This is a genomic window from Paenibacillus sp. P22 (assembly GCF_000469945.2).
GTDB classification, from domain to species: Bacteria; Bacillota; Bacilli; order Paenibacillales; family Paenibacillaceae; genus Paenibacillus_O; species Paenibacillus_O humicus.
Window position 1 is genome coordinate 1 of sequence record NZ_CBRA020000193.1, and the last position, 3,961, is coordinate 3,961.

Sequence of the window (3,961 nt, forward strand, 5' to 3'; positions counted from 1 at the left end):
ACCGGCGCCTCGGCGCTCGCCGGGGCGGAGGGAATCGCCGCTCCGAGCAGCAGGGATACGCCAAGCAGCGTGGAAGACAGCCGCAGGGCGGAGTTTTTTCGGGTAGAAGCGAACATATGGGCAGGCATCCTTTCCAGCTTGGAGGTAGCGGGACAGGGATACGCCGGAACAACCGGCGGCGCCCCATTTCCCGTCTGGGTAATAGTCCCAGTTGCCATCTCTAGACGGAGCCTGCGGGTAAAAGTTGCTTCCGGACTCTAAAAAACTCGAGTTTAAAAGGCGCTGTTAGCTGCGATGAAGGCCCAAGGGCTGCAAATCAAACAGTTCCGTCAGCTCCAGCAGATCATCGATGACGGCGTCAGCCTGCATGAGCTCCTCTTCCTGGGCAAAGTCAAAGCGGCAGCCTACCGCCATGAGGCCATTCTTTTTCGCGGCAAGGATATCGGACAGCCTGTCTCCGACCACGGCTGCTTGTTCAATGCGATGTTTCTTCAGGATATGGCCGACCAGATCCGCCTTGTTTTGCGACTGGATGTGCTGGATGCTGAACGTTTCGGCAATCCAGGCGTCCAGCCTGTAATAGCCGACAATGGCGTTCAAATACTCGGCCTGCCCATTGCTCGCGATGAAAATCGGGCAGCCCGCTTGCTTCAAGCGCTCGAAGAGCTCGATGACATGAGGGTATAAAGCTCCTCTGCCGTCCGCAATGTTCCCAAGCAGCTTTTCATGAAAATAGTCGTTCGCCCTATGCCTGATTTCATTTGAATGATCGGGCAAGAGCGTTTCCCATACGACAGGCAGCGGAACTCCCATGATCTCTCGGTATTTCTCGATTGGAGCCGCGCTCGCCCATTCGCCAAGCGACTTCAGATAGCCGAACGTCTCCTGCAAGGAGATTTCTAAAATCCTGTCCGTCTGAAACAGCGTTCCGTCCATGTCGAATATAAGCGCAATCGGCACTGTATTCCTCTCCTCCGTCCGTTTATTTCCGCCTATCCATTTCATTCCACCTGCCTTCCAATAATCCCTCTCTTGCCGGCGGCACGCTCCGCGCCTGGGATGCGGAAGAAGCCAAAAAAACCTGTCCCGGAATGCCTGGAGGCATAGGCGGGAACAGGTTTTTTTTCGGGGATTTAACGAAGCACGCTACGCTTACTTCCGGTGCATCTTGAACTCCAGGAACAGCTCGTTGTAATGCGAGAGCATGCGCTTGCCGAGGTTGTCGTACACCTCGAGCCGGCCCGTCAGCTCCTCCGGCGGATAGAAGCGCTCATCCGAGGATATTTCCTCGGGCAGCAGCGGTATCGCGTCCTTGTTCGGCGTGGAGTAGCCGACGTACTCGGCGTTCTGGGCGGCATTGGCCGGATCGAGCATGAAGTTCATGAATTTGTAGGCTCCGTCGAGATTGCGGGCCGTCCTCGGAATGACCATATTGTCGAACCAGACGTTGGAGCCTTCCTTCGGAATGACGTAGTCGAGCTTGTCGTTCTCGTCCATGATCTCCGACGCATCGCCCGACCAGACGACGCCGGCGGCCGCTTCCTCGTTCGCGAGCAGCATCTTGATCTCGTCGCCGACGATCGCCTTCACGTTCGGCGTCAGCATCTGGAGCTTGCGCAGCGCTTCCTGCAGATGCTCCTCCTTGCGGTCGTTGAGCGAATAGCCGAGGCTGTTGAGGCCGAAGCCCATCACCTCGCGCGCGCCGTCGACGAGCAGCAGATTGTTTTTGAGCCGCGGGTCCCACAGGTCGTCCCAGCTGTCGAACACGAGATCCTTGGGCGTCAGCTCCGGATTGTAGATGATGCCGACCGTTCCCCAGAAATAAGGAATGGAATATTGATTGTCCTTGTCGAAGCTCAGATTCAGGAAACGGGAGTCGATATGCTTGAGATTGGGCAGGCGGCCGTGGTCGATCGGCAGCAGCAGGTCCTCCTGCTTCATCTTGTCGATGGCGTACTCGGACGGGACCGCGACGTCGAACGTCGTGCCTCCCTGCTGCACCTTCGTCATCATCGCCTCGTTGGAGTCGAACGTCTGGTAGATGACGGTGATGCCCGTCTCCTTCTGGAATTTCGTCAGCAGATCGGGATCGATATAATCGCCCCAGTTGTAGATGGTCAGCGTATTGGACCCGGAATATCCCTGGCTGGAATTGAGATAGGAAGCCAGGTACATGCATCCGAGGGAGGCGACCAGAATGGCGGCGAAAGCTGGATCAGGCCCTTCATCGCGATCCCCCCTCTCCCGCTCCGGTCATGACGCCGCCGCGCGACGCCGAGCCGGCTCTCGATCCGCTGCGCCGGGTGATGAAATAATAGCCCGCGACAAGCAGGATCGTGAACAGGAAGATGAGCGTCGACAGGGCGTTGATCGACAGCGAGATGCCTTGGCGGGCACGCGAGTAGATCTCCACCGACAGCGTGGAGAAGCCGTTGCCCGTGACGAAGAACGTCACCGCGAAGTCGTCCAGCGAGTAGGTCAGCGCCATGAAGAAGCCGGCGAAGATGCCTGGACGGATAAACGGCAGCACGACGCCCGTAAGCACCTGCCAGCGGCTCGCGCCGAGATCCCGGGCGGCATCGATGAGCGTCGGGCTCATTTCCTGCAGCTTGGGCAGCACCATGAGCACGACGATCGGCACGCTGAAGGCGATATGCGACAGCAGGACGCTGAAGAAGCCGAGCCGGATGCCGATCATCGTGAACAGGATGAGGAACGAGGCGCCGATGATGACGTCGGGGCTTACGATCAGCACATTGTTGAAGCTGAGCAGCGTGTTCTTGTTCCGCCTCCGGCGCACCTCATAGATGGCGAGCGCGCCGACGATGCCGAGCACCGTCGACAGAAGGCCGGACAGCAGGGCGATGACGAGCGTGTTCAGCACGATGATCAGCAGCCGGGTATCGGCGAACACTTCCCTGTACCAATCCAGCGTGAACCCTTCGTAGCCGTGCATCGTGCCGCCGCTGTTGAAGGAGTAGAACGTCAGATAGAAGATCGGCGCGTACATGACCGCGAAGACGGCGATCAGATACAGATTGGACCATGGCCATTTCTTGGTGGCATTCACTTCTACCTTCTCACCTCCCGTTTACCGGCTGCGAACATGATCAGCACCATGACGATAATCAAAAACACCGCGATCGTGGAGCCCATGCCCCAGTCCTGCGTGACGAGAAAATGCTGCTCGATGGCCGTGCCGAGCGTTATGACGCGGTTGCCGGCGACGAGCCGCGTAATCATGAACAGCGACAGCGCCGGGATGAACACGGCCTGGCAGCCGGCCTTGACGCCGTCCAGCGTCAGCGGGAACACGACCCGGCGGAACGTCGTCCACGGCGATGCGCCGAGATCCCTCGCCGCGAACACGAGAGACGGATTAAGCTCTTCAAGCGAATTGAAAATCGGCAGAATCATGAACGGAATGAAAATATAGACCGAGACGAACACGAAGCTGAAGTCGGTGAACAGAATCTGCTGCGCCCCGATGCCGAGCCACTCCAGCGACCGGTTGACGGCGCCGTACGTCCCGAAGATGCCCAGGAAGGCGTATACCTTGAGCAGCAGATTGATCCAGGTCGGCAAAATGATGAGCAGCAGCCACAGCTGCTTGTGCTTCGTCCGCGTCAGCAGCCAGGCGGCCGGGTATGCGATCAGCAGCGAGAACAGCGTGATGAGGAACGCATACCAGAACGAGCTCAGCGTCATCTTGAGGTAGACCGGCGTGAAGAAGCGGACATAGTTGTCCAGCGTGAACGCACCGTCGACGTCGAAGAAGGACTTGTACAGCGTCAGCGCGATCGGCGCCGCCACGAACAGCACAATCCACAGGACGTAGGGAACGAGGAAGAAATTGCGGTTGCGGACGGCCACTAGCTGTTCCCTCCGGGCCTGCCCGTCTCGATGGACGCCGGCTCAGGCGCTCCCGAACCCGGCTCGGCTCCTCCGRCCGCGCCGGCGG

4 protein-coding genes are annotated in these 3,961 nt (G+C 58.8%); all 4 read right to left on the reverse strand.

The annotated features are described in order from the left end of the window. Positions 1–285: 285 nt before the first annotated feature. The 4 genes from BN871_RS22110 to BN871_RS22125 all read right to left on the reverse strand — a co-directional run bounded on the left by BN871_RS22110 (position 286) and on the right by BN871_RS22125 (position 3,873). Positions 286–960: an HAD family hydrolase gene (locus BN871_RS22110; protein WP_157060365.1), complete on the reverse strand. Its 675-nt coding sequence runs from the start codon at positions 958–960 to the stop codon at positions 286–288. 192 nt (positions 961–1,152) lie between these two features. Next, complete coding sequence (locus tag BN871_RS22115; RefSeq protein WP_048748894.1) at positions 1,153–2,175, reverse strand: PotD/PotF family extracellular solute-binding protein; 1,023 nt, start codon at positions 2,173–2,175, stop codon at positions 1,153–1,155. A gap of 49 nt (positions 2,176–2,224) precedes the next feature. Continuing rightward, positions 2,225–3,010 carry an ABC transporter permease gene (locus BN871_RS22120; protein WP_048748896.1) on the reverse strand — a complete coding sequence of 262 codons (786 nt, stop codon included), beginning with the start codon at positions 3,008–3,010 and terminating at the stop codon, positions 2,225–2,227. 62 nt (positions 3,011–3,072) lie between these two features. Next, entirely contained in the window at positions 3,073–3,873 is an 801-nt protein-coding gene (locus BN871_RS22125; protein WP_021882058.1) for an ABC transporter permease, read from the reverse strand. Between the last annotated feature and the right edge of the window lie 88 nt (positions 3,874–3,961).